The organism is Nocardia vulneris, from assembly GCF_001613425.1.
GTDB classification, from domain to species: domain Bacteria; phylum Actinomycetota; class Actinomycetes; order Mycobacteriales; family Mycobacteriaceae; genus Nocardia; species Nocardia vulneris.
In genome coordinates this window covers 139,281-162,410 of record NZ_BDCI01000029.1, presented here as the reverse complement: position 1 = coordinate 162,410, position 23,130 = coordinate 139,281, and the positions used below count along the sequence as shown (strand labels likewise).

The window sequence follows — 23,130 nt, the reverse complement described above, 5'->3', positions numbered from 1 at the left end:
ACATTGTCCGGCACGAACCCGTCGACGATCCGAAACCCTCCGCCGCGCGTCGCAGGCTTCGGCGATCCGGGCGCGGACTATCCGGTCGAGGCGAAATCGTCGAGTCCGTTCAACCGCGTGTTGTGCGCGGCCCGGATCAGCCAGCGCCCGTCCCGCCGGACCAGCACCATGGTGACCAGGCCGCGCCGGTCCTCGCCCGCGGCCGCACCCGGCAGCACGTGATCGGGCCACGACCACTCGGTGTGCGCCAGCACCACGTCCGGGGCGATGAGCCGGATGTCGAGCACCGTCTGGGTGTAGTTCTTCTTCTGTGCCAGCACGGTTTCCGGTACATCCTCGTGTCCGAGGACGTTGTCCGCGCGCGAGCGCCACCATACGCCGCGGTGCGTGATGAAGTCGCAGTCCTCGGTGAAAAGCCGTCCCCACGCTCGCATCTCGTGCCGAATCCAGAGGTCGGTGGCGTGGTCCAGGAGCTGCCTGGCCTGTTCGATATCGGTCATGCGCCCATTGTTCGATCTCAACTATGGTTGAGGTCAATTGGCGGTGCGGAATGCGCGGCGGTAGGCGCCGGGGGTGGTGCCGAGGGCGCGTAGGAAGCGGCGGCGGAGGTTGGTGGCGGAGGACAGGCCGACTCGGCGCGCGACGGAATCGACTGGGAGGTCGGTGGTTTCGAGCAGGGTGCGGGCCTCGGTGATGCGCTGGGCGAGCAGCCACCGGCCGGGACCGATGCCGAGCTGATCGGCGAAACGGCGAGCGAGTGTGCGGGGGGAGACGCCGGCCCGCGCGGCCAAGTCCTCGACCGTGAGCGGTTCGCCGAGCCGCTCGGAGATCCAGTCCAGCAGCGGTGCCAGTGAACCGTCGATCTGGGTGGGATGCGGGGGCGCCGTGTATTGCAGCTGCCCGCCCTCACGGTGCGGCGGCATGACCATGCTCCGGGCGAGCTGTGCCGCGTATCCCGCCCCCTGATCGGTGCGAACCAGGTGCAGACAGAGGTCGATACCCGCGCCGGCGCCCGCACTGGTGGCCACATCGCCGTGGTCGACATAGAGGACGTCCCGGTCGACCTCGAGGGACGGGAAGCGGGCGGCCAATTCGTCCACGCGCGCCCAGTGCGTGGTCGCGCGCCGTCCGTCCAGCAGTCCGGTGGCCGCCAGCGCGAACGCGCCACTGCAGATGCTGACCAGGCGCGCGCCGCGACTGTGCGCGTCGCGCAAGGCCTGGACGACCCTCGGTGACGGCGTCTCTTCGGTGGGCAGCCAGCCCGGGACGAGCACGGTGTCCGCGCGCTCGAGTTCGTCGAGTCCCGCGGTCACCACCATGTCGTATCCGGCGTAGGTGGCCACGGGGCCGGGCCGCTCGGCGCACACGTCGAAGGTGTACCGCGTGGCGAGGCCGCCGCGCTCGAGCCCGAACACCTCTGCCGCGCAACTGAGTTCGAAGGTCGACTGCGGGGCGTGCACGAGGGCGACGACGCGGTGCATGGCAGAAAAGTACCCCAGCGTGTCATTGCTGACACTCGGCGGGACCGGCGCCGTGCGCGAGGCTGGCGATATGACGACAGAGCAGAACATTTCCGGCTACGAATGGTCCAGCGTGCAGCAGGCACCGGTGCGCGAGATCTTCCCCGGCATTCGGGTCCGTCCGCTGTGGCGCGGCGCGCAGGGTGCGAGCGCGAACGTCCTCGAGATGGACCCCGGCAGCTGCTGGGAGGGCATCGACGTACACGAACCCGGGCCCGAGGAAGTCTACGTGGTCGCCGGGGTCTTCAACGACGGGGATCGGGACTATCCCGCAGGCTCGTTCATCCACGCGCCCGCGGGTTCCTCGCACATCCCGCAGACCACGACCGGGTGCACCTTGTTCGTCTTCTATCCGGAGGGCTAGAAACCCGCTACCTGGCGGCTCGCGTGATCGTTAGGGTGACGAGGTGATGTCTACAGCGCAGGCGCTCGCCCTGGGTGGCGTGGTATTGGTGGCGGCGATGTCGCCGGGTCCGGATTTCGTGATCGTCACCCGGAGTTCGGTGCTGTCGGGACGCCGGGCCGGGATGGCCTGTGCGGCCGGGATCGCCGCCGGCGTCTTCGGCTGGTCGGTGGTGAGCGCGCTCGGCGTCGCCGGGCTGCTCGCCGCGTCGGCCGTGGCGTTCACCGTGGTCAAGCTCATCGGGGCGGCGTACCTGATGGTGCTCGGTGTGCGCGCCCTGCTGGCCGCCCGGCGCGGCGGCTACGACGTGACCGCCGAGGCGCTGGCGAACCGGCCGGGCACGGCCGCGGCGTTCCGTCAGGGGCTGCTGACCAACCTGCTCAATCCGAAGGTCGCGGTGTTCTTCATCGCGCTGCTGCCCCAGTTCCTGCCCGCCGAACCGACTGCCGCCGACAGCATTTCGCTCGGCGTCATCGCCGCACTGGTGTCGCTGACCTGGTTCACCGTGCTGGCGAACGTGGTCGATGCGCTGCGCGGGGTATTGGCGCGGCAGCGGGTGCGCCGCGCCATCGACACCGTGATGGGCACTCTGCTGGTTGCCTTCGGCCTCCGGATCGCTTTGCAGACCAGCTGATTCGCTCTGATCAGTAGGCGCGACCGAAGATCACGCGCTTGCCGTACGCCGCGGGGGCGTCGCAGCGTACACAGTTCCCGGATGCCGAGTCCGCTTGCAAGGGAATGCATCTCGGTGTGGCGGCGGTCCGGGCCTTGATGTCCTCCTCGCAGGCGGTGCTGCCGCAGTGCAGCGCCAGCGCCCAGCCGGTCGCGACCGCGTCGGCGAAATCCGCCCAGGTGTCGACGGTGCGGGTGTGGTTGTCCCGGAACTCGGTGGCCCTGGCGAGCAGGAACGCCTGGAACTCGTCCAGTATTCGCGGCATGGTCTCGGGCAGTGAATCCAGCGGCACCGCTTGCTTTCCTGCGTCGCCGAGGCGTTGCACCATCATGGCGGTGCCCGCCTCGAGGTCGCGCGGCCCGAGTTCGAGCCGGATCGGCACGCCGCGCAGTTCCCACTCGTTGTACTTGAACCCGGGGGTGAGCTGCGCTCGCGCGTCGACGTGGGTGCGCACGCCCGCCGCCCGCAGCCGGCCCGCCAGTTCCGCGGCGGCCGCCTCGACGGCGGTGTTGCCGCCGCGGGTGATCGGGACGATCACCACCTGGTGTGGCGCGAGCCGCGGCGGGAAGACCAGCCCCTTGTCGTCACCGTGCGTCATCACGACGGCGCCGAGCATGCGCGTGGTCATGCCCCAGGAGGTGGTGTGGCACAACTCCTCCCGGCCCGATTCGCCGGTGTAACGGATGTCGAAGGCGGTCGCGAAGTTCGTGCCCATGTAATGCGATGTGCCGCACTGGAGTGCGCGGCCGTCGCGCATCATGCCCTCGATGGTGTACGTGGTGACCGCGCCCGCGAAACGTTCGCCGGGGGTCTTCTCGCCCGGAATCACCGGTATCGCGGCCAGATCCCGCGCCACTTCGTCGTAGATGTCGAGGGCGAGCATGGTTTCGCGCCGGGCGTCCTCGGCGTCGGCGTGCGCGGTGTGCCCCTCCTGCCACAGGAATTCGGTCGTGCGCAGGAACATTCGCGGCCGCAGTTCCCAACGGACCACATTGGCCCACTGATTGAGCAGCAGCGGCAGATCGCGGTGCGAGCTGATCCACTTCGACATCATCTCGCCGATGATGGTTTCCGAGGTCGGCCGAACCACCAGCGGTTCTTCGAGTTCTTTACCGCCGGCGTGGGTGACCACGGCCAGCTCCGGCGAAAAACCCTCGACGTGTTCGGCTTCGCGGCTGAGGTAGCTTTCCGGGATCAGGAGTGGGAAATAGGCGTTCTCGTGTCCGGTGGCTTTGATGCGGCGATCGAGTTCGGCCTGCAGTTGCTCCCATACCCGGTACCCATACGGTCGGATGACCATGGTGCCTTTGGCTGGACCCCGATCGACGAGGCCGGCCTTGAAAACGACCTCGTTGTACCAGGAAGCGAAATCCTCACTCTGGGCGGTTACCCCGCGCTCGTCCCGTGCCATGTCCCAGAGATTAGTGGGCGCGCGCGCCCGCCTCGAGAGTGGCCGGTGCCATCGGCAGATAGGGCGCGATGTTTCGCATCGCGCGGCGCACGTATTCGTCCTTTTCGCCGACGGGAGCCACGTAATGCAGGGCGCTTTCGGCCGCCTCGATGCCGTCCAGCCGGGCGATCAACCAAGCCGCGAGATAGTGCGCGGCGAGACAGCCGCCCGCCGTCGCGATATCGCCTTTCGCGAACAGCGGTTGTTCGAGCACGTCCACCCCGGCCGCCTGCACCCACGGTTTGGTGGTCAGGTCGGTGCAGGCGGGAATGTCGTCGAGCAGCCCGAGTTTCGCCAGAATCAAGGTCCCCGAACACTGTCCGGCCAGCAGCTGCCGGGACGGATCGAGTCGCAGCCGTGCCATGAGCGCCCGGTCCTCGACGACTTCGCGGGTGCGGGACCCGCTGCCGACGATCACCGCGTCCGCGGCGGCCGCCTCTTCGAGCGTGGCCATGGATTCGATCACCACGCCGTTCATCGAACGGACCCGCTCGGTAGGGCAGGCGATCGACACGCGTCGGCCGGGCTGCTGGATTCGGTTCAGTACGCCGAGCGCGATGAGCGAATCGAGTTCGTTGTAGCCCTCGAAAGTGAGAATGGCGATGTGCATCTCGGCACCGTATGTCGCCGGGCGCAGGACAATCAAAGAATTGTCCTGCATACAATTCGGGGCGTGGCGGTCTCGCGATACAAGGCTCTGGTGGACCGGTTGGCGGCCGATATCCGCGCGGGCCGGATATCGCCGGGTACCCGGTTGCCGACGCACCGGGAACTCGCGGCGCGAGAAAGGCTGGCCCTGGCGACGGCGACGAAGGTTTATACCGAGCTGGCAGCGATGGGCTTGGTGAGCGGTGAGCGGGGACGCGGCACGTTCGTCCGCGAACTCGCGCTGCCGCCCGGCCACGGCATCGACCAGCGCGCCGTCGCGACCGACGTGGTGGACCTCAACTTCAACTATCCGGCACTGCCCGGTCAGCCGGATCTGCTGCGAAACGCGTTGCGGGAGTTGGCATCATCCGGCGATATCGAAGCCCTGCTGCGCTATCAGCCGCATGCCGGTCGCCCGCACGAGCGGGCCGCGGTGGCGCGGCACCTGAAGCGACGCGGTGTGCCGGTGACGGTCGACCAGGTGCTGATCGTCAATGGCGCACAGCAGGGTTTGGCCGCCACGGCGATGGCGCTGCTGCGCCCCGGCGACGTGGTCGCGGTCGACGCCCTGACCTATCCGGGCTTCAAAGTCCTTGCCCGGACGCTGCATCTGGAATCGGTGCCGATCCCGGCGACCGAAGACGGCACCGATCTGGACGCGCTGGCGCGGCTGTGCGCGGCACGACGGGTGCGCGCCGTCTACACGATGCCGACGGTGCACAACCCGCTGGGCTGGGTGCTGCCGCTGGAGCAGCGCGAGCGGCTCGCCACAATCGCCCGCCGGCACGGGCTTCTCGTCATCGAGGACGCGGCTTATGCGTTCTCCGCCGTACGGCCGCCGCCTCCGATGGCGGCGCTCGCGCCGGACCGCACCGTGTACGTTTCCGGACTCTCCAAGAGCGTCGCGACGGGGCTGCGCGTCGGCTTCGTCGCGGCACCGCCCGCATCGGTGTCCGCGCTCGAACGCACGATCCGCGCGACCACCTGGAACGCGCCCGCGGTCATGACGGCGATCGCGTGCCGCTGGCTCGACGACGGCACCGTGACCCGGCTCGAGGCGAGCAAGCGCGCCGACGCGCGCGCCCGGCAGGCGATCGCGCGCGACGTGCTCGCGGGACTGCCGCTGCTCGGCCACCCGTGCGCCTATTTCCTGTGGCTGCCGCTGCCCGAGCAGGTCCGAGCCGATCGGATCGTGACAGCCCTTGCCGGCGAACGGATCTCGGTGTCCGCCGCCGAACCGTTCGCCACCACCCGGCATGTGCCGCACGCCCTGCGTCTCGCCCTCGGCTCGACCGACCCGGCGACCCTGCGCACCGCGCTCACCACCGTGCGACAGGTCGTCGATGACCACACTTATCTGTGAAAGTGCTGCTGATCGGGCCGTTTCAGCAGGCTGGTCGCAGGATTACGGACCGATACCGCGATCGCCGAGCCCGGCTGCGGTCAAGCGCGGGTCCGCACAGCCTGGAGCAGGGCGGCTTTCGGATCCCGGTCGCGTCGCCGGTGGTGCGGCCAGCGAGGTGATGCTCGCGCCCGCCGCACCGGGAAGGTAAGGCGCGCAAGGCGATTACTCCGCGTCGTCGCGGAGGGCGGTGCGGATCGTGTCGCGTAACCAGCGCTGGGCCGGGTCGGCGTCGAGGCGGGCATGCCACAGCAGGCGTACCTCGACGTCCGGCAGGTCGGCGGGGATCGGGAACCAGCGCAGGCCGAGGGCGCGACCGTGTTCCTCGGCGAGGCGCTGGGGGACCAGCCCTATGTAGTGACTCGTCGCGACCAGCAACGCGGCCACCGCGGAGGTCGGCACGACGGCGGCGACGTGGCGTTGCAGGCCGGCCGCGGCGAGCGCGTCGTCCAGCGGGCCGCGCTGACGGCCGCGGCGCGACGCGGAGACGTGCGGATAGTCGCACAGCTGGGACAAGGTCGGCGCGCCGTCCAGGCCGAGCGGGCTGTCGGCGCGGACGATGCCGACCACCCGTTCGCGATACAGCAGCGCCGATCGGATGTCGGGCGCCGCGACCTCGCCCGCGCCGATGTCCAGATCGACCGATCCGTCCCGCAGCGCCTCGGCGCTCTCGCTACCCTCCGCGACGAAACGCAGCACCACGCCGGGCGCCACCGCCGAGGTGGCCTCGACCGCCGCCGTCACCGATGTCGCGGCCACACCGTCGTTGATCCGAATCGTGAAGGTGCGCTCCAGTTCCGCGATCGTGATCTCGCGGTCGGCGCTGATCAACGCGGCCGCTTCGTCGAGCAGCGAACGCACCCGCGGCGCGGTGCGCAGCGCGAACGGGGTGGGCGCCAGTCCGCGCCCGGCCCGCACCAGGATGGGGTCCTGCATCGCCCGCCGCAGCCGGCCCAGCGCCCGGCTGGTCGCCGGAATGGACAGGTGCAGGCGCTCGGCGGCGGCGGTGACGCTGCCGTCTTGCAGCAGTGCGTCGAACACGCGCAGGAGATTGAGGTCGAGCTGCTGAGGCATAGTTGCATCGTACGCAAGTAGTTGTTGTGTATGTTGCGTGGCGCGCATACTGCCTGCGTATCTAGCGTTCTGGCCATGTCATCGAATGTTCTGCTCCGTGATCGCGGCTCGGCTGCCCGCGCGCGGCCCGGTGCGCGCCGCGGCTTGCTCGCCGTCATGTGCGCGTGTGTGGCGCTCGTCGTCGGGATGATCGCCGCGACCAATCTCGCCGTCCCCATGCTCGCCGCAAGCGAACTGCACCCTTCGGCCTCGGCGCTCATCTGGATCGTCGACCTGTACGTGATCTTCTTCGCCTGCCTGGTCATTCCCGGCGGAGCTGCCGGAGATCGTTTCGGGCGCAAGGGGGTACTGCTCGCCGGACTCGGGTTGTTCGCGGTGGGCGCGCTGCTCTCGGCCGTCGCGCCCGGTGTCGTGATCCTGCTCGCCGGGCGGGCGATCACCGGCGTGGGCGCCGCCGCCGTGCTGCCCAACACGCTCGCCGTCCTGTTGCACACCGTCCCCGCCGACCGCAAACCCGCGACCATCGCGACCTGGGCGTCGATGTCGGGACTGGGCGGTGTCATCGGCAATGTCGGTGGCGGAGCGATCCTTTCGGGCGGATCGTGGCGCTGGCTGTTCCTCGCGGCCGTGCCCGTCACCCTGCTGCTGCTCGGGCTGGCCGCCCGGGTGGCACCGGTTTCGGCGCGGCACGAACGCCGGATCGACCCGCTCGGCACGCTGCTGCTGGTCGGCGCGTCGGTCGCGCTGCTGCTCGGCATCGTCGAAGGACCCGAGGCGGGCTGGGGAAGTGGTCTCGTCATCGCTGGATTCATTTGCGCGGCAGTGCTTTTCGCGGTGTGGACGGTGGTCGAACTGAAGGTCGGACACCCCCTGCTCGATCCGCGGTTGTTCCGCCTGCCGAGCCTGCGCAGCGCCTGTCTCGGCATGACCACGGTCTTCTTCGGCATGTTCGCGCTGTTCTACGTCAACGCCTCGTTCCTGCAGTACGGCAAGGGATTCAGCGTGCTGCTCACCGGACTGGGGATCCTGCCGCTGACCATCCCGATGCTCTTCGGGGCGCGCTACGTCGGCCGCCTGGTGTCGCGCATCGGCCTCGACGCCACCGTCGCGCTCGCGTTCGTGCTCGTCGGGGGCGGACTGCTGGGGCTGTCCACCAGCAGCGCGCACACGCCCTACGTCGGCTACGCCGCATGGCTGGTCGTGACGGGGGTCGGACTGACACTGGCCCTCCCGACGCTGTCCGGTGCGATCTCGGGTTCGCTACCGCACGCGCAGGCCGGGGTGGGCGCCGGATTGCAGTCCACCACAAGGGAATTCGGCAGTGCGCTCGGTGTCGCCGTGATCGGCACGGTGCTCACCGCCCGGTTCGTCGCCGCGCTACCACCGGACCTCCGCGCCGGCCACGACCCGCACACCGTGGCCCAGGCGCTGGCCGTGACCACGCCGGAACGATCCGGCGATGTGGTCGCGGCGTTCGTCTCGAGCGCCGACCTCGGGTTGCGGGTGATCGGCGTAACCGTGCTCGTCCTCGGCGGACTCGTCGTCCTGGAGTCACTGCTGTCGCGGCGCGCGCGGTCAGCTTCGTGACACACCCACTCTGACCGCGCTGCCTTGTCCGGAACCGCTTCGGCCCCGGGGGTCCGGCGCAATTCGCCGCGCCCACTACCCGGACGTCCTGGACAACCGATCACCAGGCGATGGTGGCGGCATCGGCCGAGAGCGTGCCGCCACCATCACCTGGTGATCACTCGTCGAATCCTGGACAGGTCGATGTCAGGAGGCGAGATGTCCGCTGCGGCGGGCCTGGAGGAGGCGGCGGGCGCCGGTGAGAGTTTCGCTGCCGAGGACCTCTTCCAGTTGTTCCCAGCGCGTGACGAGGTCGGCGAGCATCATCATCATGACGTCGGGGAACGCGTAGAGGAACGTTTTGTAGCGGTAGTGGTCGAGGTAGTAGAGGCGGATCGGCGTCACCGCCGTGACGGAAGTGGTTCTGGCATCGAAGAAGAGGTCGTGACCGCCCAGCACGCTGCCGCGCGAGAGCACGGCGCGTTCGTAGATGCCGCCGAAGTCCACCTCGACCGCACCCGCGGCGACTACGTAGACGCCGTGCGCGGCATCGTCTTCCCGGCAGACCGGATCGCCCGGCGCGTAGGTGAGTTCGTCGAACATCGACGCCAACGTCTCGAGATCGGCGTCGACGAGGGCGCCGAACAGCCGCACGCCGAAGGGGTCGACACCCTCGGCCAGACATGCCACGCGCTCCCGGAGTTGTTCGAAACCCAGGTGGCTCATGCGCATTCGGGCGAAGCGTTTCATTCGCTCGATATCGCGGCGCTGCCTACGCGACGTCTCGGTGGCGGGCGGGCGGTAGATCGCTGGAGCGTCGGCAATGCGCGCCGCCTCCCGCAGCCCCGACTCGTACGCACTGTGCACACAACCCCAATGGAAGCTGTTGGTCGCCTCGCCCGCGAAGAACAGGCGTGCGCCCACCGGTTCGGCCAGGGTGTCGAGATCGCGCGGGGAGGCGTCGACGCCGATGCACGCGTACGACCCGTGCGCGAACGGGTCCGCCGCCCAGGCTGTACGGGAGATACGCTCGGGCGCAGGGGCTTCGGCCCCGAAGATGTCCCGGACCACGGTGCTCGCGTAGTCCTCGACCCGGGTATCGGGCCAGCTCTCCATCGCCCGGCCCAGCGATGCCCCGAGCAGCAACACCAGAATCGGCTTGCCGTGCGATTTCCACATGCTGATCACGACGGTCGGATAGCTGTCGGTCTCCCGGCACAGGTAGCCGAACACGTATTGCTCGGCGGGCCAGAATCTTTCGTCGTAATGCAAGGCGATCTTGTTGAGCGTGCCGAAGCCCAGGGCGTCGATGGCGCGGCGTTTGGCCTCGGGCAGGGGTGGGACGAACTCGATCTCGTTCGCCTTCAGCACGCCCAGCGGCACGGTGATCAGAACCTTGTCCGCCTCGCGGCAGCCCTGGTCGGTGTACACCCGCACCGGTGCCGAGCCGTCGCCGGTATCCACCCGGCGCACAATGGTTCCCAGTTCGATGTGCAGATCCGCGGCGAGCGCGTCCACCAGCGCCCGGTAGCCGCGGTGCAGGACGCTGTCGCCGTATCCGTAGACGCGATAGCCGTCCTCCCAGAACTTGAACGAGAGCTTGCTGGCGTCCTCGGCGACGTCTTCGCGCAGAATCACGTTGAGGTGATACCGAATTGCTTGTTCATCGGCGTGATCGTAATTCGCCTCGGCGAGAATCCGATCGACCACACTCGCCAACGGCATATCCGGATGTCCGCGCCTGCGCGCGATTTCGGCGCGCTGTTCCAGTTCGTGCAGGACTTTGTCGGCGAGTTCGAGCGTATGGTTCTTCGCCATGGTGGGAGCGGCCAGCCGGTCCGGTCCGAACAATGTCAAACTGTCGAATCCGCCGGTGTACGAACTGTCCCCGCCGACATAGCTGTACGGGATCTCGAGTTCTTCGACCAATTCGGTGAGCGGATTCCCTTCCGTGCCATGAATCCAATGCGCCCCCAGGTCGACCCCGTCGGCATCGGTCCAGATCCGCCCCCCGATCCGGTCCCGCGCCTCCACGATGGTCACCGGATGTCCGAGCTTCCGAAGGGCCTGCGCCGCAGCGAGTCCGGCGATCCCCGCACCCACGATCAACACGCTCGACGGTATTTTGCCGGTGCACGCACCCACAATGATCTGCCCCGCGAGAGTGGGCTCCGAATCCGCATTCACCGCATTGTCACCCCGTTGTGCCATCACCCAAGTATCACGGAATCCCCATACCCCACACCACAAATCCTCACATTCCACCCTACCCTCCCGAACTGAAACAGAAACCCCCAACTTTCCCAGACCACTTTTGATTGGACAAGTGATCACCAGGTAATGGTGGCGGCATCGGCCGAGAGCGTTCCGCCACCATTACCTGGTGATCGTGTGTCCAGTAAGAATCAGGTGCGCCGATGGTCCATGCCCGGCCACGCAGTGGTGTGTCTCGCCACGCGAGAACCTGTCGGTGGGGGAGTGCATAGTGCTCGGACATGGGGGCACTCGATGAACCATTTCCAGGGTCCTGGGCGCGGCAGGCCGGGCTGGTCTCGCAGTGGGAACTCCGCCACAACTTCGTGCGGCTGTTCCCAGACGTCTATCTGCGCAAGGGGTTCGCACTGGACGCTGTCACGCGTGCTCGGGCTGCAGGGCACTGGGCAAAGGGGAGCGGTGTCTTGGTCGGGTACTCGGCGGCGGCGCTGCACGGCACGCGCTGGCTGGACCCGGAGCAACTGCCGGAGATCGCGCGGCCCGGTCACTACAGGGCTCCCGCAGGGATCCGCGTAGTTCAAGCCGGGATCGATCCCGTCGAATGTTGTGCGGTGGCGGGGTTTCGGGTGACGACTCCGGCCAGAACCGGCTTCGACCTAGGCCGTCGGCTGGCCCGGGACGAAGCGGTGCCGGTCCTCGATGCCTTGTGCGCCGCGACCGGATTGGTACCGTCCGAGATCGCGGCCGTCGCCCGCGCCCATCCCGGCGCGCGCGGTGTGCACCGCCTGCCCGCCGTGCTCGAGGTCCTCGACGGTGGTGCCGAATCGCCGCCCGAATCACACGTTCGCCTGCTGCTGATGGACAACGGATTGCCCAGGCCGACAACTCAGTTGGTGGTCCGGAACGGTGCAGGCGAGTTCCTTGCTCGTGTCGATATGGGTTGGTCCCCATGGCGCGTCGCAGTCGAATACGACGGTATCCAGCACTGGACCGATCCGGCGCAACGCACCAAGGACATCGACCGCATCGCGACACTCGAGTCCGTCGGCTGGCGCGTGGTCCGCGTCAACGCGACCCTTCTGCGCCAGCGCCCCCACGTCGTGCTGGATCGCGTCCGCACCGCACTCGTGGCCCAGGGTTGGACGAGTGATCACCAGGTAATGGTGGCGGCATCGGCCGAGAGCGTTCCGCCACCATTACCTGGTGATCGGTTGTCCAGGACGAACCGGGTGTGTGAGCGACCCGGTGGGCGTAGTGGGATGAAGGACGCGGGACGGCGTGTGCGCCGAAGCTGATCTCATGGATGCGGGGCGAGGGGGACGTCGAGTGCGCGGGATCGGTCGGTGGCAACGTAATCGAAGTGGTCACGCATCTGTCGGGTTCGGTGCGGATCAGCTCTGTGGGTTCCCGACCTGCCGTGGCAGGTGCATCGTCGTGCTGCCCGGTTGGATCGCAGGATTCACGGGTGCGGGCGGGGGTCAGGTTATTCGAGGACCAGGACGGCGTATTCGTCTGGACCGTTCCAGTCCGATCCGGTGTGACGGAAGCCGTGGTTTTCCAGGAGGCGGATCGAGGCGGTGTTGGCGGTGTGCGGGTCGGCCCAGAGGGGGCGGGTGGTTTCGCGGGTGAGGAATAGGGGGAGGGCCTGGGTGGCGACGCCGCGGCCCCAGTATTGCCGGGCCAGCCAGTAGCCGAGGAAGCGGCGGTCTTCGCGCCACCAGGACACGATGTTGCCTGCGGTTTCGCCGTCGACGGTGACGGTGCGGACGAAAACGGTGGGGTCGCCGAGCACGGTGGTCGCCCAGTGCGTCAGGAAGGCGGCACGGTCGCGCGGGGTGAAGCGCGACCGGCGCAAGGCCTCGGGGTCCTGCTCGTAGTCGAAGAACAGGTCGAGGTCCGCGGGGGTGACCTCGCGCAGCCGGATCGTTTCGCCCATGCACGCCGAGTGTGCCAGTGGGCACCGACAATTCGGGCATGGTGGGCGATGGTCTTGTCGCACACTGTTTATCCGGTGTTCAGTTCTGGATGGAAATTGTCGCGGAGACTCTGAGCGGTAGGGATCATGCACGGTCGGGGCCATCGGACGCTGGTCGAAAGGATTCTTCTCGATGCGAGGTAGAGCTGCTCTAGCGGGCGTGTGTGCGCTCGGAGCCATCCTGTTCGCCGTTGCGCCGCCTGCGAACGCGTGGGGCGTGCAGGGGCACAACACGGTCGGCGCGATCGCCGACCTCCGGCTCGACCCGGCGGCCCGGGATCAGGTCTCGCGGCTGCTGGCCGGCGAGGCGGATCCGACGCTGGCCGGGGTGGCCAACTGGGCCGACGAGGTGCGCCGGGACGACCCGGACCTCGGGAAACGTTCCGCGCCGTGGCATTACGTGAACATCGGGGAGAACGGCTGTGTCTATGACGCGGCGGTGAACGGCAACAACGGCGACAACGTGGTCGACGCGTTGCGCGCGCAGACGAAGATCCTGGCCGACCGCTCGCGGGCGGACGCCGAGCGCGCGCAGGCGCTGAAGTTCGTCGTGCATTTCGTCGGCGACATCCACCAGCCGCTGCACGCCGGGTATGCCCGCGACCGCGGCGGCAACGAGTTCCGGGTCACCTACCTCGGCAAGGCCACCAACCTGCATTCGGTGTGGGACAGCCGGTTGCTCGACACCCGGCACGCGAGCGACGCCGAGGAACTGCAGCGGCTGCTCGCGCTGCCCGCGCCCGCCTTGCCGCCCGCGCAACCGGACAGCGATCCGGTGCAGTGGGCCGAGGACAGCTGCCGGGTGGTGAACACGCCCGGCTTCTATCCGGCCTCGTCCACCATCGGCGACGAGTACACCCAGCAGTTCTTGCCGGTGGCCGAGAACCGGCTGCGCCTCGCGGGGGAGCGGCTCGGGCAGTTGCTGAACACGGTGCTCGGCGCACCGAACGTGCTCGGTTCGGGGTCTTCGCAGTCCTGAGTTCCGGACCGCCCGGCTCGTGCGCACTGCTGTGCCCGACCAGGTTTCGGCCCACGCCCGGCGTGGGCCGGCGGCGCTCACGCGACGCTGTGCGCGATCAGGCTGTTGGCACAGTCGAGGACGGTCTGCTCGGCGGGCCGGGGTTGCCAGTCGAGCAGGCGCTTGGCCTTGTCGGTGCTGTGCCGGTTGCGGCGGCCGAGGGCCGGGGTGATCTCGCCGAGCGGTGCGTCGCTGAAGCGGGCGGCGAGTTTGACCGCGAAATCCGGGAGCTGGCGGGTGGATACCTGCTTGCCACGCGGGCCGAGACCGTCGTGCAGGGTGCGGGCCATATCGCGCATCCAGGTGAATTCGCCGGTGGCGAGGAAACGTTCGCCCGCGGCGGCGGGCGCGGTCATCGCCCTGAGGTGGATGTCCGCGAGATCGCGCACGTCGACGATCTCGAGTCCGATGCGCGGCACGCCGGGCATCTTGCCCGACACCATGCGCGCGACGATATCGACCGAACCCGTGGTGCCGGTGCTCAGGATCGGGCCGAAGACCGCGCCGGGCAGGACCGTGGTGAGCTCGGTGGGTCCGTCGTAGGTCGCCATGAAATCCCAGGCTGCCCGCTCGGCAAGGGTTTTCGAGCGCCGGTACGGGATCAGCGTCGGATCGTCGGGATCGGTCCACAGTGTCTCGTCGGTGATCCCTTCGCTGGCATAGGACGACGGGCTCGCCGCGTTCGCCGCCGACGTCATGACCACACGCCGCACCCCGGCCGCGGTCGCCGCGCGCAGCACGCGCAGTGCGCCGTCGCGGGCGGCGGCGATCAGCGCTTCGGGGTCCGCGGCGGCATCGACACCGAGCGGTGAGGCGACGTGCAGCACGTAGTCGACATCGCGGACCGCGTCGGCCCAGCCGTCGTCGGACATCAGGTCGGCCGTGGCGAAGCTCAACCGGCCCGCGGGATCGATGACCGTGGCGACGGCTCGGCTCACCGCCGGCTCCCGGTCGGGGCTGCGCACAGTGGTGCGCACGTCGTAGCCGCGTTCGAGCAGCGACACGATGCACCACCCCGCGATATAGCCGGTTCCGCCGGTAACCAGAACGAGCTCACTCATGTCGTCCTCCACTGTCCGGTACGTTGACCGCGCAGACCCTACTGGACGCGCATCGGCCGCCGGTCGCACTACGCCGGTGGTTCGCTGAAGTCGCCCGATATGGGCACTGGAAGCGCACCGGGCCAAGGAGATCCGCTCAGGGCTGACGCAGATGCCCCATGCCCGGCAGCTCCCAGATCGGGCGCTGGTCCGACCTGGTGAACAGCCGGGCGAAGGACTGCGGCACGACGGCCCGGTCGGCGATACCACAGGTGAACGCCGAGGGCAGGCTGCCGACCTGCGGCATGACCTCGGTGCTCAGGAAGGCGAAATCGGCACTCGTGGCGGCGGTTACCACGACGGCGGACCCGGCCGGCCCGTCCACGCCGAACCACTGCACCGACGGCGCGGGCAACGCGCCGACCCAGCCGTCCTCGAACGCGAGCGACGTCGCGCCGAAAACCGGTGCGGCCGAGTACACCCCGGCGAAGGTCTCGCTCAGCGCGGCCGCGGAGTACACCAGGACGCTCTGTGGCGCGGTCGCGAGCAGGCGATAGCCGATCTGGATCGGCAGCTCGGACGGTGGTTGCGGCAGCGTGATGGTCGGTTCGTCGGCGGGAGACCCTGCACCCGAACCGTTTTCGTCCGGTTGACGGAAGTGCTCGAGACCCGGTAGCGCCGACAGCGGTTGCAGCGTGGCGTCGGCGAAGATCCGCGCGAAACCGACCGGCACCGAAGCACCGAGACCCAGCACGGTGCCCCATTCGAACGGCGCTTGCAGTGCGGTCCTGCTCAGCGGGCCGTCGATCTGCACCTGCCGGAAGCTGTCCGCGCTGTCCGGCCCGAAGGACATCACGATCGCGGCGCCCGCCGAACCCTGCAGCGCATACCAGAAGACGTCCGGCTCGCCAGAAAATCGGCCGAGCATCCGGTTGTCGGAGACGGTGTTCCGGAAGACCGGCGCGACGGAGGTCAGCGCACGAAAACACTCCCGCACGTCGCCGGGCCCGAAGACAATGTTGGCCAAGCCGATCTCGCACAACGCCCGATACAGCACCTGCCGGGTCTCCGCGTCGGGCAGGCCGGGGTCGGGCAGCGTGACGTACTCGTGCTCGAAACCAGTACGCAGCTCGGACTTTCGACCGAAGAATCCCATCGGAACCTCACCTACCGCAGCGTTGCCGTGGCGGCGGTAGCGCGCCGCCACAGCTCTCTCGACGAGTTTGGCAGCGCCCGGGTGCCGTGTATGTCCGTCGATCGCCCGACAGCCGGTGTCAGGCAGCGGATTCCGTGTGCGCCCTGGTGTGCTTGCCGACGGCGTCGAGGTGGCGCAGCGCCTCGGCGTAGGAGCGGAGCAGGCTCGTCTCGCAGTACGGCACGCCGATTTCGGCGCAGAACTCGGCAACCATGGGCTGGGCCCGGCGTAGGTTGGCCCGCGGCATCGAGGGGAACAGGTGGTGTTCGATCTGATAGTTCAAGCCGCCCAGTGCCGCATCGATGACGACGCCGCCACGGACGTTACGGGAGGTGAGCACCTGCTTGCGCAGGAAGTCGGTACGGTCTCCGGCCGGAAGTACCGCCATGCCTTTGTGATTCGGCGCGAACGTGCAGCCCATGTAGAGCCCGAACAGCCCCTGCTGCACGGCGATGAACACCAGCGCCTTGACCGGTGAGAGGACCAGGAAGACCGTGGCCAGATAGGCCAAGGCGTGCAACGCCAGCAGTGTCGCTTCGATGCGGCGGTTCGGGATCGGCCAGCGCAATGCCGCGCGGGCACTCGCGAAATGCAGGCTGCCGCCCTCCAGCAGCAGCATCGGAAAGAACAGCCAGGCCTGATATCGGAAGATCAGCCGCCGCCAACCCCGTTCGGCCCGGGCGCGCGCACCGGAGTGCGCCAGCACTCCCATGATGTCGGGATCGGCGTCCTCGGTGTTCGGGTGCGCGTGATGGCGGTTGTGGTTGCTGGTCCACCAGCCGATGCTCACCCCGATACCGAGGTTGCCGAAGATCAGCCCGTACACATAGTTGGCGCGTCTGCTCGCGAAGATCTGCTTGTGCCCGGCGTCGTGACCGAGAAAAGCGAACTGGGCGAACACCATTCCGAGGAACGCCGCGACGCCCAGCTGCCACCACGAATCGCCGAGCAGTACGAATACCAGCCAGCCGCCCACGAAGGCGGCGGCGGTCACCGCGCTCTTCCACGCGTAGTACCGCGGCCGCCGGTCGAGCAACCCGGCCTGTCGCACGCGACGCAGCAGCACCGCGTATTCGCTGCCGCGCCGTGTCGCGACGCCTTCCATCACCACAGGCCGCATCGGTCCTGCTCTCACTGTCGTCGGGACGGTCCGCCGAACCGCATCCGGTGACCCTGGTCTCGTCGGCAGTCGGGCAATCCAAAGGATTCAAATCTGTTCGGGTACAGGATGCACGTGCCGCACCACGATCAGGCAAACGGGTGGGCCGCGCGACGGAACATCTCCGTGACGCGACGGCGACGAAACCACGTCGTCGCAGGTGGGCGGTCAGCGCGCGGCGGTCAGTATGCGCTGCACCGTGGCGATCCGCTGCGCCAGCGCTGCCGGGTCCGGTGTCAACTGCCCGACGATCGCGTCGATATCGCGCAGGCCCGCGCGTGCCAGCAGCCGCTTCTCGTTGACGACCCATTCCCCGCGCGCCGCGAGGACCGCGTGCGCCGTGGCCATCGCGGCGATGGCGATGGATCCGGCGACCTCGGTGGCCTGGCCCCGGTGCACGTAGGCGTCCGTGGCGTAACGAAGGGTCAGCTCGGCCCGGTTACGCCAGATCGGCGGGGCGGCGGTGCGCAATGCCGGTGGGTAGCCGGGCCGGGGGAGGGTGCCGTGCAGCACCTCGTTGACGGCGAGTTCGGCCACCAGCAGATAGCTCGGGATGCCCGCCAGATGGAACATCAGTGGCTCCCAATGGAATCGGCCCTGCTCGGCCTCGGCGAGTTCGTGTTCGACCACGTCCAGGTCGCGATAGTGCACGTCGACCTTGCGGCCCTCGATGGTGAACCAGCCGCCGCCGTTGAAGACGCCGCCGCCCCAGCCGCCCAGCTCGGATACTTCACCGTCCCAACCGATTTCACGGAGGGCGGCCGGATCGAACGTGCCTCGGTAATAGATGGCGAGATCCCAGTCGCTCTCGGGCGTGTGGGTGCCCTGGGCGCGGGAGCCGCCGAGCGTCACCGCCCGGGTGCCGGGCAGGGCGGCCAGGCGCGTGGCGACGCGGGAAAGAAATTCTTGATCGGTCATGGATGTCCCTCGATCGGAGTTCGGATGCGGGCAGCGCCGTCCGCGCGCTGAATCCGACACGGCGGCAGCGCTGTCCGGGCGGGCGCACTCGGCATCACTCCATGGCATCGCAGAGTAGCGAGCGGCCGGCCCGCAGTCGACCTGATTTCGGCCCGGGCAGAAATTGCCGCTATGGCAACAAATGTTGCGGTTTCGGTGCGGTTGCTCGCATGGTGGTGGGCGGAGGTGGTCACGGTGACTGAACAGCAAGACGGCTACGACGTGGTGGTGATCGGCGGCGGTGCCGCCGGATTGAACGGTGCGCTGATGCTGGCGCGGGCCAGAAGATCGGTGCTGGTGATCGACGCGGGCACGCCGCGCAACGCACCCGCCGAAGGCGTGCACGGGTTGCTCGCGCGCGACGGGATGCCGCCCGGCGAATTGCTCGAGCTGGGCCGGGCGGAGGTGCGTGGCTACGGCGGCGAGGTGCTGGCCGGCGAGGTCGAAGCGGTGACCGGCGCCGCCGACGGCTTCGTGGTGACGCTGACCGATGACCGCGCGTACCGGGCCCGCCGACTGCTCGTCACGACCGGGCTGGTGGACGAGCTGCCCGAGATCCCCGGCCTGTCCGCGCGGTGGGGACGCGACCTCGTGCACTGTCCGTACTGCCATGGCTGGGAGGTCCGGGACCAGGCCATCGGCGTGCTGGCGACCGGGCCGATGGCGGTGCACCAGGCGTTGCTGTTCCGGCAGCTGAGCAGCGATGTCGTGTTCTTCGCGCACACTGCGGCGCCGCCGGTCGGCGAGGCGGCCGAACAGCTCGCGGCGCGCGGAATCCGGGCGGTGCCAGGCGAAGTGGCGGGACTGGTCGTCACCGACGATCGACTGACCGGTGTTCGCCTGAGCGACGGCACGGTGGTCGCGCGCACCGCGCTGGCCGTGCAGCCGACGATGGTCGCGCGCGCCGGTTTCCTGGACGGGATCGGACTGCGGGCGGTGGCGCATCCGTCCGGCCTCGGCGTACACCTCCCGGTCGATGCCACCGGACGGACCGAGGTGGCCGGTGTCTGGGCCGCGGGCAATGTCACGGATCCGGCGGCGCAGGTCGGCAACGCCGCGGCGGCAGGCGCATTCGCCGCGGCGCAGCTCAATGCCGATCTGGTCGGCGCAGATACCCGCGCGGCGGTCGCGGCCTACCGGCGCGCGATCGAGGATCCGTTCTCGGCGCGGATGGAAGCGCGCGTCGCCGAGCTGGTGGCCGGCGAGCACCGGCACGGACTGTGAACCCCTCGGAGGTCCGTCAGGCCTCGGGCAGCGGAATCAACTCCAGATGCTCGGCGACCTTCGGTGCGGCGCAAGCACTTCGGCCGCTCAGCAGGTTCACCCCGTCCCCGTGCGCCACCAGGAATCTCCCGCACACGCAGCGCAGATAGCGCACCGACCCATGCCGGGAGACGAGCATCGGCGACGGCCAGGAGCAGGCGGGGCAGGCGGCGGACATGGGTGCCAAGCCTGCGGAGTGATCGGATGTATTGCAATCTTCGCTGCGGCGTGGCGCGCGATCTTTCTGGAAATAGCCGCGATTCAGCCGATCGAAGTGGACTCCTGCACCCGTTCGACCGTGGCGGCGACCCGGCGCGTGCGGCGCGCCGGGTGCCACCAGTTGGCCGGGCCCATCAGTTTCACCAGCGCGGGCACCAGCAGCATGCGCACCAGCGTGGCGTCGATCAGCAGCGCGACGATCATGCCCAGGCCGAGAAAGCGCATGGGCGTCAACGGCGAGAGCGTGAACGCGCCGGTGACGATGACCAGCAGGGTGGCCGCGGCGGTGATGACGCGGGCGGTCTTGAGCGTGCCGACGCGGACCGCGGCGGCGGTGTCCGCGCCCGCGGCATGCGCTTCGACCATGCGGGACAGCAGGAATACCTCGTAGTCGGTGGACAGTCCGAACACGACAGCGATGATCAGCACCAGCATGCCGGCGGCCAGCGGACCGGGGCTGACGCCGAGCACGCCCGCGAGGTGGCCCTCGCCGAAGATCCAGGTGAGCACGCCGAAAGTGGCGGCGAGGCTGAGGAAGGCCATCGCGACGGCCTTGAGCGGCAACACGATCGAGCGGAACGCGGCCGCGAGCAGCACGACCGTGGCGGCCACCATCACCAGGATCATCCACGGCATGCCGCGCACGATGGAGTGCACGCTGTCCAGGGTGGCCGCGGTATCGCCGCCGAGGCGCAGCGCCGTGCCGTCCGGCGGGGTCAGCGCGCGCAGGTCTTCGACCGTCGCCGTTGCCCTTTCGCTGCGGTCGGTGGCGTCGAGGAAGAGGTGGAAGACCACGAAATCGTCGGCGCGCCCGACCTGGAGCACCTGACCGACGCCCTCGACCCGGCCGAGCGCGGTGTTCGCCGCGTCCACCGCCGCCGACTGCGGTGGACCGTCGTCCCCCTGCAGGACGGCGGTGACACCGCTGCTCGCGGCGGGGAACCCGGCGGTGAGTTCTTCGACGGTGGTCCGCATCTCGTTGCCGACGGGCAGCGCGCGATGGTCGATATCGCCGAGTTTCGCACCCGTCAGCGGCAGGGCGAGCAGTACCAGCACGACCCCCACCACCACCGTGACCAGACCCGGCCTGCGCAGCACGGCGTCCACCACGCGACCCCAGAAGCGTTCGGTCCGATCCTTTTCCGCGGCCTTGCCGATGCGGTGGCCGAACAGCGCGAGCATGGCGGGCAGCACGGTCAGCGAAAGTCCCGCGGCCAGTGCGACCGCCGCGATCGCGCCGAAACCGAGCGAGCGCAGCACAGCCTGCGGGAAGACGAAAGTGCCCGCGAACGCACAGATCAGCAGCAGGGCCGAGAACGCGACGGTGCGGCCCGCGGTGGCGCAGGTGCGTTCGATCGCCGCCGTGAGCTCGCGTCCGTCCGCGCGTTCCTCGCGAAATCTGGTCACCAGGAACAGCCCGTAGTCGATCGCCATGCCCAGGCCGAGCAGTGAGGCGATATTCACCGCGAACGTGCTGACCTCGGTGAATTCGGTGAGCACCCGAATGGTGCCCATCGCGCCCAAGACAGCGAGCACGCCGACCGCCACCGGGAACGAGGCCGCGACCACACCGCCGAACACCAGCACCAGGATCAGCAGTGTCAGTGGCAGCGACAGGGATTCGGCCCGCACCAGGTCGTGCTGGGACTGCTTGTTGATCTGCGTGGCCAGTGCGCTGTAGCCGGAAAGCTTCGTGTCGAGGCCCGGAACCTGCAGTGCCGCTTCGATCTCCGGGTAGGCGGCGACCCGGCGGTTGTCGTCACCGGCGAGATATACCGCGGCCAGGGCCTGCCGGTTGTCGGCCGAGCGCAGGAACTGTTTGCGCGGCGGCACACTGTTCCAATAGGTTTCGACCGGTCGCTGCAGCAGCGCGGGGTCGATCCGGGCGAGCGACTGCTGTACGGCGGGGCCGATATCGTCGAGCGTCTGCCCGGCCGGTGCGGTGTAGAGCGCGACCGCGTCCGGGGTCTGCGGGCCGAAGTGTGCGCGCACCAGCCGGTCTACCGCGGCGGATTCGCTGTGCGGATCGGTGAATCCGGCGGCGCTCACCTTGTCGGCGGTGTTCATGCCGAGCAGCCCGAACAGCAGCATGGCCCCGACCACGACGGCGAGCACCGTGCGTGGCCGGGCGCTGACGAATCGTGCCCAGGCGGTCATCGGGCCGGCGAATCTTGCGGGGCGAGTTCGGCTTCCAGGGTGCGTGCGATCTTGTCGAGCAGCGCCTCCAGCCGCGCTTCGATACCCGCGCCGTTACGCGCCGACACCATCAGCTCGATCCGCCCGCGCACCTCCACCATGCCGAACAGCAGCGGCATCGAACCGGTGTGCTGGGGCAGCACCCGCATCGTGGTCGGGGTCCAGCCGGGCACGGCCAGCTCGTCCAGATCGACCTTGCCCATATGGGACACCGTGGCGGAGACCATGTTCCGGTTGTGCCGGGCGCCCAGCCAGTTGCTCGCCCGCAGCACCGCGCGGATGACGGCGGGCGGGAACTTCGACAGGCCACCGTTGTCGAGCTGATTCAGCTCGCGCTTCTCCTGCAGGCCGGTGCGCATCTGGGCGCTCACCGACTCCCAGCCCTCGCCGGGACGGACGTCGAGGAACAGCGGCAGCGCCAGGTTGCCGGTGGAGCGCAGCGCGGGATCGTGGCGGCGCAGGTCGACCGGAATCATGAAGCGGGACTGCACCCCCGCCTCCGCGGCGAGGATCGCCGCGACCCGCGCGACGATGCCCTTGCCGGTGCCGTCGATGGTGCGGTGCCGTAGCAACCAGCGCACCGCGGTCGGATCCTGGCGGCCGGTGCCGATGGCGGCCCGGTAGGTCGGCAGCACCAGCGTCTGCTTGCCCGGGGCGCCGACCTGCGCGACCAGTTCGGTGTCCGCGATCGCGTCGGGGGCACCGACCGGCTCGGCGCCGCGCAGCGCGCGCAGCACGTCGTCGGCCCACATGCGCATGCCCATGCCGTCCATCACGCCGTGGAAGACCCGGAACACGATGGTTGTCTCGGCTCCGGTCAGCAGCAGCACCTCGGTGGTCCGCTCGGGGGACGGGCCGATCGGACTGTTGAGCACCGCGTCGTTCTCCAGCGTGGTGTAGTCGAGCGTCCAGTCCGGCACCACCCGGACCGCGGCCGCGACACCGCTGTCCACCCAATACTTTCCGTCCCGGACCAGCCGGGCGCCGGGGTTCGCGGCCGAGGCCACGTCGACGGCGCGCTGCAGGGCGGCGGGGTCGATCGCCCCGTCGCCGTGCACGGCGAGATGCATCAGGAACGGCGGTGTCACCTCGCGGGTGAAGAAGTACAGCCGCTCGGTGGGCGAGATCTTCCGGCGGAAGACGGTGTCGTTGATCATG

21 protein-coding genes are annotated in these 23,130 nt (G+C 69.0%); 7 read left to right on the top strand and 14 right to left on the bottom strand.

Going from position 1 to position 23,130, the window contains the following annotated elements; all coding sequences use genetic code 11:
* Positions 1 to 77 precede the first annotated feature (77 nt).
* Together NVU01S_RS28245 and NVU01S_RS28240 are read right to left on the bottom strand one after the other, a co-directional pair.
* On the bottom strand, positions 78 to 500 hold the full coding sequence (locus NVU01S_RS28245) for an SgcJ/EcaC family oxidoreductase (protein WP_043669223.1): 423 nt from the start codon (positions 498 to 500) through the stop codon (positions 78 to 80).
* 33 nt (positions 501 to 533) lie between these two features.
* A complete protein-coding gene (locus NVU01S_RS28240) occupies positions 534 to 1,481 on the bottom strand; it encodes a helix-turn-helix domain-containing protein (protein WP_043669219.1) in 948 nt (315 codons plus the stop codon).
* Positions 1,482 to 1,551: 70 nt separating this feature from the next.
* On the opposite strand from NVU01S_RS28240, the gene NVU01S_RS28235 reads away from it, so the two are divergent.
* Positions 1,552 to 1,884, top strand: a complete 333-nt coding sequence (locus NVU01S_RS28235; RefSeq protein WP_043669502.1) for a cupin domain-containing protein — start codon at positions 1,552 to 1,554, stop codon at positions 1,882 to 1,884.
* 46 nt (positions 1,885 to 1,930) lie between these two features.
* Positions 1,931 to 2,557, top strand: a complete 627-nt coding sequence (locus NVU01S_RS28230; protein ID WP_244467214.1) for a LysE family translocator — start codon at positions 1,931 to 1,933, stop codon at positions 2,555 to 2,557.
* Between the two features lie 10 nt (positions 2,558 to 2,567).
* Here the strand turns inward: NVU01S_RS28230 and proS are convergent, their stop codons facing one another.
* Together proS and NVU01S_RS28220 are read right to left on the bottom strand one after the other, a co-directional pair.
* Positions 2,568 to 4,007 (bottom strand): proline--tRNA ligase, encoded by a 1,440-nt coding sequence (proS, locus tag NVU01S_RS28225; protein ID WP_043669213.1) that lies wholly within the window; start codon positions 4,005 to 4,007, stop codon positions 2,568 to 2,570.
* Positions 4,008 to 4,017: 10 nt separating this feature from the next.
* Positions 4,018 to 4,656, bottom strand: coding sequence for a DJ-1/PfpI family protein (locus NVU01S_RS28220; RefSeq protein ID WP_043669499.1), 639 nt, complete (start codon positions 4,654 to 4,656; stop codon positions 4,018 to 4,020).
* 63 nt (positions 4,657 to 4,719) lie between these two features.
* Here NVU01S_RS28220 and NVU01S_RS28215 point away from each other — a divergent pair, with 63 nt between their 5' ends.
* The gene (locus NVU01S_RS28215) at positions 4,720 to 6,057 is read left to right on the top strand and encodes an aminotransferase-like domain-containing protein (RefSeq protein WP_043669210.1); all 1,338 of its coding nucleotides are present in this window, start codon (positions 4,720 to 4,722) and stop codon (positions 6,055 to 6,057) included.
* A 204-nt stretch (positions 6,058 to 6,261) separates the two neighbouring features.
* Here the strand turns inward: NVU01S_RS28215 and NVU01S_RS28210 are convergent, their stop codons facing one another.
* Positions 6,262 to 7,170 carry a LysR family transcriptional regulator gene (locus tag NVU01S_RS28210; protein WP_043669207.1) on the bottom strand — a complete coding sequence of 303 codons (909 nt, stop codon included), beginning with the start codon at positions 7,168 to 7,170 and terminating at the stop codon, positions 6,262 to 6,264.
* 75 nt (positions 7,171 to 7,245) lie between these two features.
* On the opposite strand from NVU01S_RS28210, the gene NVU01S_RS28205 reads away from it, so the two are divergent.
* Complete coding sequence (locus NVU01S_RS28205) at positions 7,246 to 8,757, top strand: MFS transporter (protein WP_043669204.1); 1,512 nt, start codon at positions 7,246 to 7,248, stop codon at positions 8,755 to 8,757.
* 186 nt (positions 8,758 to 8,943) lie between these two features.
* Here NVU01S_RS28205 and NVU01S_RS28200 read toward each other — a convergent pair whose 3' ends face one another.
* The gene (locus NVU01S_RS28200; RefSeq protein WP_082031999.1) at positions 8,944 to 10,947 is read right to left on the bottom strand and encodes an FAD-dependent oxidoreductase; all 2,004 of its coding nucleotides are present in this window, start codon (positions 10,945 to 10,947) and stop codon (positions 8,944 to 8,946) included.
* Positions 10,948 to 11,231: 284 nt separating this feature from the next.
* Between NVU01S_RS28200 and NVU01S_RS42120 the strand changes: the two genes are divergently transcribed.
* A complete protein-coding gene (locus NVU01S_RS42120; RefSeq protein ID WP_082031998.1) occupies positions 11,232 to 12,245 on the top strand; it encodes a type IV toxin-antitoxin system AbiEi family antitoxin in 1,014 nt (337 codons plus the stop codon).
* 188 nt (positions 12,246 to 12,433) lie between these two features.
* On the opposite strand, the gene NVU01S_RS28190 is transcribed toward NVU01S_RS42120, so the two are convergent.
* Positions 12,434 to 12,886 (bottom strand): GNAT family N-acetyltransferase, encoded by a 453-nt coding sequence (locus NVU01S_RS28190; protein ID WP_082031997.1) that lies wholly within the window; start codon positions 12,884 to 12,886, stop codon positions 12,434 to 12,436.
* A gap of 172 nt (positions 12,887 to 13,058) precedes the next feature.
* Here NVU01S_RS28190 and NVU01S_RS28185 point away from each other — a divergent pair, with 172 nt between their 5' ends.
* Positions 13,059 to 13,904, top strand: a complete 846-nt coding sequence (locus tag NVU01S_RS28185; protein ID WP_052280512.1) for a S1/P1 nuclease — start codon at positions 13,059 to 13,061, stop codon at positions 13,902 to 13,904.
* A gap of 77 nt (positions 13,905 to 13,981) precedes the next feature.
* Here NVU01S_RS28185 and NVU01S_RS28180 read toward each other — a convergent pair whose 3' ends face one another.
* The 4 genes from NVU01S_RS28180 to NVU01S_RS28165 all read right to left on the bottom strand — a co-directional run bounded on the left by NVU01S_RS28180 (position 13,982) and on the right by NVU01S_RS28165 (position 18,255).
* A complete protein-coding gene (locus NVU01S_RS28180; protein ID WP_043669481.1) occupies positions 13,982 to 15,004 on the bottom strand; it encodes an NAD-dependent epimerase/dehydratase family protein in 1,023 nt (340 codons plus the stop codon).
* Positions 15,005 to 15,140: 136 nt separating this feature from the next.
* Entirely contained in the window at positions 15,141 to 16,139 is a 999-nt protein-coding gene (locus NVU01S_RS28175; protein ID WP_156161543.1) for a hypothetical protein, read from the bottom strand.
* A 118-nt stretch (positions 16,140 to 16,257) separates the two neighbouring features.
* On the bottom strand, positions 16,258 to 17,298 hold the full coding sequence (locus NVU01S_RS28170; RefSeq protein WP_052280511.1) for a fatty acid desaturase family protein: 1,041 nt from the start codon (positions 17,296 to 17,298) through the stop codon (positions 16,258 to 16,260).
* A gap of 207 nt (positions 17,299 to 17,505) precedes the next feature.
* Positions 17,506 to 18,255, bottom strand: a complete 750-nt coding sequence (locus tag NVU01S_RS28165; protein ID WP_043669192.1) for a nucleotidyltransferase domain-containing protein — start codon at positions 18,253 to 18,255, stop codon at positions 17,506 to 17,508.
* 171 nt (positions 18,256 to 18,426) lie between these two features.
* Here NVU01S_RS28165 and NVU01S_RS28160 point away from each other — a divergent pair, with 171 nt between their 5' ends.
* Entirely contained in the window at positions 18,427 to 19,518 is a 1,092-nt protein-coding gene (locus NVU01S_RS28160; protein ID WP_373864218.1) for an NAD(P)/FAD-dependent oxidoreductase, read from the top strand.
* A gap of 16 nt (positions 19,519 to 19,534) precedes the next feature.
* On the opposite strand, the gene NVU01S_RS28155 is transcribed toward NVU01S_RS28160, so the two are convergent.
* From NVU01S_RS28155 to NVU01S_RS28145, 3 genes are all read right to left on the bottom strand, one after another.
* Positions 19,535 to 19,735, bottom strand: coding sequence for a hypothetical protein (locus tag NVU01S_RS28155; RefSeq protein ID WP_052280510.1), 201 nt, complete (start codon positions 19,733 to 19,735; stop codon positions 19,535 to 19,537).
* 83 nt (positions 19,736 to 19,818) lie between these two features.
* Positions 19,819 to 21,933, bottom strand: a complete 2,115-nt coding sequence (locus NVU01S_RS28150; RefSeq protein WP_043669184.1) for an MMPL family transporter — start codon at positions 21,931 to 21,933, stop codon at positions 19,819 to 19,821.
* The gene (locus NVU01S_RS28145) at positions 21,930 to 23,129 is read right to left on the bottom strand and encodes a peptide synthetase (RefSeq protein ID WP_043669181.1); all 1,200 of its coding nucleotides are present in this window, start codon (positions 23,127 to 23,129) and stop codon (positions 21,930 to 21,932) included. Before NVU01S_RS28145 ends, NVU01S_RS28150 begins: the two co-directional genes overlap by 4 nt.
* Between the last annotated feature and the right edge of the window lies 1 nt (position 23,130).

What these genes read in the sequence shown, in the direction of transcription:
- NVU01S_RS28245 (WP_043669223.1), bottom strand. Translation starts at nt 500, where the DNA reads ATGACCGATATCGAACAGGCCAGGCAGCTCCTGGACCACGCCACCGAC.
- NVU01S_RS28240 (WP_043669219.1), bottom strand. Translation starts at nt 1,481, where the DNA reads ATGCACCGCGTCGTCGCCCTCGTGCACGCCCCGCAGTCGACCTTCGAA.
- NVU01S_RS28235 (WP_043669502.1), top strand. Translation starts at nt 1,552, where the DNA reads ATGACGACAGAGCAGAACATTTCCGGCTACGAATGGTCCAGCGTGCAG.
- NVU01S_RS28230 (WP_244467214.1), top strand. Translation starts at nt 1,931, where the DNA reads ATGTCTACAGCGCAGGCGCTCGCCCTGGGTGGCGTGGTATTGGTGGCG.
- proS (WP_043669213.1), bottom strand. Translation starts at nt 4,007, where the DNA reads ATGGCACGGGACGAGCGCGGGGTAACCGCCCAGAGTGAGGATTTCGCT.
- NVU01S_RS28220 (WP_043669499.1), bottom strand. Translation starts at nt 4,656, where the DNA reads ATGCACATCGCCATTCTCACTTTCGAGGGCTACAACGAACTCGATTCG.
- NVU01S_RS28210 (WP_043669207.1), bottom strand. Translation starts at nt 7,170, where the DNA reads ATGCCTCAGCAGCTCGACCTCAATCTCCTGCGCGTGTTCGACGCACTG.
- NVU01S_RS28205 (WP_043669204.1), top strand. Translation starts at nt 7,246, where the DNA reads ATGTCATCGAATGTTCTGCTCCGTGATCGCGGCTCGGCTGCCCGCGCG.
- NVU01S_RS28200 (WP_082031999.1), bottom strand. Translation starts at nt 10,947, where the DNA reads ATGGCACAACGGGGTGACAATGCGGTGAATGCGGATTCGGAGCCCACT.
- NVU01S_RS42120 (WP_082031998.1), top strand. Translation starts at nt 11,232, where the DNA reads ATGGGGGCACTCGATGAACCATTTCCAGGGTCCTGGGCGCGGCAGGCC.
- NVU01S_RS28190 (WP_082031997.1), bottom strand. Translation starts at nt 12,886, where the DNA reads ATGGGCGAAACGATCCGGCTGCGCGAGGTCACCCCCGCGGACCTCGAC.
- NVU01S_RS28185 (WP_052280512.1), top strand. Translation starts at nt 13,059, where the DNA reads ATGCGAGGTAGAGCTGCTCTAGCGGGCGTGTGTGCGCTCGGAGCCATC.
- NVU01S_RS28180 (WP_043669481.1), bottom strand. Translation starts at nt 15,004, where the DNA reads ATGAGTGAGCTCGTTCTGGTTACCGGCGGAACCGGCTATATCGCGGGG.
- NVU01S_RS28175 (WP_156161543.1), bottom strand. Translation starts at nt 16,139, where the DNA reads ATGGGATTCTTCGGTCGAAAGTCCGAGCTGCGTACTGGTTTCGAGCAC.
- NVU01S_RS28170 (WP_052280511.1), bottom strand. Translation starts at nt 17,298, where the DNA reads ATGCGGCCTGTGGTGATGGAAGGCGTCGCGACACGGCGCGGCAGCGAA.
- NVU01S_RS28165 (WP_043669192.1), bottom strand. Translation starts at nt 18,255, where the DNA reads ATGACCGATCAAGAATTTCTTTCCCGCGTCGCCACGCGCCTGGCCGCC.
- NVU01S_RS28160 (WP_373864218.1), top strand. Translation starts at nt 18,427, where the DNA reads ATGGCAACAAATGTTGCGGTTTCGGTGCGGTTGCTCGCATGGTGGTGG.
- NVU01S_RS28155 (WP_052280510.1), bottom strand. Translation starts at nt 19,735, where the DNA reads ATGTCCGCCGCCTGCCCCGCCTGCTCCTGGCCGTCGCCGATGCTCGTC.
- NVU01S_RS28150 (WP_043669184.1), bottom strand. Translation starts at nt 21,933, where the DNA reads ATGACCGCCTGGGCACGATTCGTCAGCGCCCGGCCACGCACGGTGCTC.
- NVU01S_RS28145 (WP_043669181.1), bottom strand. Translation starts at nt 23,129, where the DNA reads ATGATCAACGACACCGTCTTCCGCCGGAAGATCTCGCCCACCGAGCGG.